Origin of the sequence: Arthrobacter sp. HMWF013 (assembly GCF_003061105.1) — a bacterium.
GTDB lineage: Bacteria > Actinomycetota > Actinomycetes > Actinomycetales > Micrococcaceae > Arthrobacter.
Genome location: NZ_QAIQ01000265.1, coordinates 1 through 3152 on the forward strand (window position 1 = coordinate 1; position 3152 = coordinate 3152).

The window sequence follows — 3152 nt, forward strand, 5'->3', positions numbered from 1 at the left end:
CCAGCCCCTGAATCGCGCAGCGGCACCCCTGGTGCGGCTGGTCCGGGACTTCAAGCCGCAGGTGATTATCAGCTATGACGAAAATGGGGGATACCCGCACCCGGACCACATCATGGCGCACCGGGTGGCTGTGGAGGCGTTCGAAGCTGCCGGTGACCCGGACCGCTACCCGGACGCAGGAGAGGCCTGGATACCCAGCAAGCTGTATTACGACCGCGCGTTCAGTCCGGAACGGTTCCGGGCACTGCACTTCGCCCTCGAGGAGGCCGGCCTGCAGTCGCCGTACGCAGAGCGGCTGGCCGCGTGGCTGGAAACGGACGCCGAGGGCCACACCCCGCCACCGGGCACCCATCCCACCACCACCCAGATCGACTGCGGGGACTACTTCGAGGCCCGCGATGATGCTCTCCGTGCACACCGCACCCAAGTGGATCCGCTGGGGTTCTTCTTCGCCGTCTCACCCGAGATGCAGCGCAGGGTGTGGCCGTGGGAAGACTACTCGCTGATCGAGGCCCGGATTCCAGTTGAATTCCCCGAAAAGGACCTGTTCGCCGGGCTAAGATAGATGCGGCAGGTTGTTCTATGCCGTGTAGAAAAGCAGTTCGGTGATCCTGGTCCGGTGGGCCGGGGACCGGAATCCGTCGCCGGCTGCCCATCAGTTTCCACAGAAGGTTTGAACCGTGCATCACTTGCTCCTCACCCTGGCCACCACACCCTCGCCGCTTCCCACGCCAGGCCTGCGCGAAGGCATTACTGAGGACCAGATCACCCCCGGCCTGTGGGGCTTCATCATGACGGCCTTCTTCGTCCTTGCCACCACGCTGCTCATTGTCGACATGGTCCGCCGCATTCGGCGTGTCCGCTACCGCGCCCAGGTGGAGGAAGAACGGCAGGCGGCGGCGGAAGCGGCTGACATCCAGGCTGACGAGGAGCGGCATCCGTTAGAGGGCGGCGTTGAGGGCAGCGCGCTGGACGGCTCCGACACGAACCGCCCCGGCGCAAAGGACTAGCGGGGACCGGACTCCCGGGTCGCCACAGGGCACCGGGAGTTGCTGAACGCGGCCAGCCCGGGACTGGTGATCGCGGTGGGGGACGGCAGCGCGGAGGACTACCGAACGGAGGACGACGGCGGCGCTGGTGTCCCGCCGTCGGACGCGGCTCCGCGAGCTCACTCCCTGACCTTTCGGTGCTGCCGCTGTTTACAGCGAGGGAACGGCAGGGTCAGTGGGCTCCGTCATTGAGGTTGCCCTGTCAACTGAGAACGGCGATGAGGATCGCCGCGAAATGGGCTCCGAACGCGAGCACCGTCAGCGCGTGGAACAGTTCGTGGAAACCGAAGTGCTCGTAGCTGATGTTGGGCTTCTTGAGGGCATAGAAGACTGCCCCGGTGATGTAGAGGATGCCGCCTGCGCAGATGAGGACGGCGGCCGGAACGCTCGCCGCGAAGAACTCGGGGAGGTAGAACAGGGATCCGCAGCCCAGGGCGATATAGATGGGCACGTACAGCCAGCGGGGGGCTTCGGTCCAGAGCAGCCGGAACAGGACCCCCAGGATCGCTCCGGACCAGATAACCCAGAGGAGGAGCACCGCTTTGGGTCGTTCCAGCAAGGCCCACGCAAGGGGCGTGTAGCTGCCGGCGATGACCAGCATGATATTGGTGTGGTCCAGGCGTTTCAGGACAATCTTCACCCCGGGGGACCAGTTGCCGCGGTGGTAGATGGCGCTGATGCCAAAGAGCAGGACACCTGTGGCTGCATATATCGCCGAGGTGACCTTCCGGTCAAGCGTGGGAGCCAGCACCACCAGCACGATGCCCGCAGCGAGGGCAAGGGGCGCTGTGATGGTGTGTATCCAGCCCCGCCATTTGGGCTTGATCATCAGGAGTTCGGCCAGCCGGACTGCTGCGTCATCGACAGCGCTTGGGCCCCGGTCCGATTCGGGGGCGCGGCGGCTGTCGGGAGTCTGGCTGTTCATGGCTCCAGAATATCCTCCGTTCCAGTAAGTTACCTATGAGTAACAAGAAATCGGGGTTGTCGGCGCGGGGCTTGGCGCCAACGGGCCTGCCCCGGACGGTAGCCTAGGATGTGCAATGCCGTCGAACAGCTACGGAAGTCAGGTGAATCTCCTCGTGGAATTGCCCGGGTTCCTCTATGGCTTCTACGAGAGGCGGCTGCTCAGGGACCTCGCCGGAGACCGCATTCCCAGGCATATCGGCGTGATGGTGGACGGCAACCGACGCTGGGCCAAGCAGTTCAACGCGCCCACCAGCCAGGGCCACCAGGCCGGCGCTGACAAGATCCACGAATTCCTCGGCTGGTGCCAGGAGCTGGGCGTCAAGGTTGTCACGCTCTACATGCTCTCCACGGACAACATGAGCCGCTCCTCGGAAGAGCTGGACCTCCTCATGGGGATCATCGCCAACACGCTGGACCGCCTCGACGAGGACGCCAACATTTCGGTCAACGCCATGGGTGCGCCTGAACTCCTTCCCGATTACCTGGCGGAGCGGCTCAACAAACTGACGGCGCGGACGCCGGTGCACGAGAAGATCCACGTCAATGTGGCCGTAGGGTACGGCGGACGCCGCGAGATCGTTGATGCCGTGCGGGAACTGCTGCATGACGCCGTCGCCAAGGGGGCGGATATTTCCGCGCTCGCCGACACTCTCTCCGTGGATGACATATCCCGCTTCCTGTACACCAGGGGCCAGCCTGATCCGGACCTGGTGATCCGCACCTCCGGGGAGCAGCGGCTGTCCGGGTTCCTGATGTGGCAGAGCGCGTACAGCGAGTTCTACTTCTGCGAGGCCCTGTGGCCGGCTTTCCGGAAGGTCGATTTCCTCCGCGCCTTGCGGGACTATGCCGGCAGGCAGCGCCGCTTCGGAACATGAGCCGCCGCCCGCCGTCGTCCGCGGTTGCCCTGACCAGGGTGCAGGCTCCAGGCGTCCGGCCGTGACCGCCTGACCTCGCCTCACTCCTGTCGGTGCCGTTCATCCGGAATTTACCGGCCGGCAACAAGAATCGCCGACGGATGAAAAGGGAATTTATTGGCTGTGGATTTACGTTGTAACCATCAGCAGGCAAAACCGCCGGCTGTTCGGGGAGGCCAGTACATGGAGCGGATTTTCGCACCGGTTGTATGGGAGGCCGGAT

Annotated in this window: 4 protein-coding genes; 3 read left to right on the forward strand and 1 reads right to left on the reverse strand. The window is 64.4% G+C overall.

Annotation, left to right across the window (positions count from 1 at the left end):
- Positions 1-565: PIG-L family deacetylase (locus tag DBR22_RS10560; RefSeq protein ID WP_181365125.1), on the forward strand; the 565-nt coding region annotated here is incomplete at its 5' end.
- A 115-nt stretch (positions 566-680) separates the two neighbouring features.
- Complete coding sequence (locus tag DBR22_RS10565) at positions 681-1010, forward strand: hypothetical protein (RefSeq protein WP_108598981.1); 330 nt, start codon at positions 681-683, stop codon at positions 1008-1010.
- 241 nt (positions 1011-1251) lie between these two features.
- Here the strand turns inward: DBR22_RS10565 and trhA are convergent, their stop codons facing one another.
- Entirely contained in the window at positions 1252-1974 is a 723-nt protein-coding gene (trhA, locus tag DBR22_RS10570) for a PAQR family membrane homeostasis protein TrhA (RefSeq protein WP_219928106.1), read from the reverse strand.
- A 154-nt stretch (positions 1975-2128) separates the two neighbouring features.
- Between trhA and DBR22_RS10575 the strand changes: the two genes are divergently transcribed.
- On the forward strand, positions 2129-2890 hold the full coding sequence (locus tag DBR22_RS10575) for an isoprenyl transferase (protein WP_108598983.1): 762 nt from the start codon (positions 2129-2131) through the stop codon (positions 2888-2890).
- Positions 2891-3152: the final 262 nt, after the last annotated feature.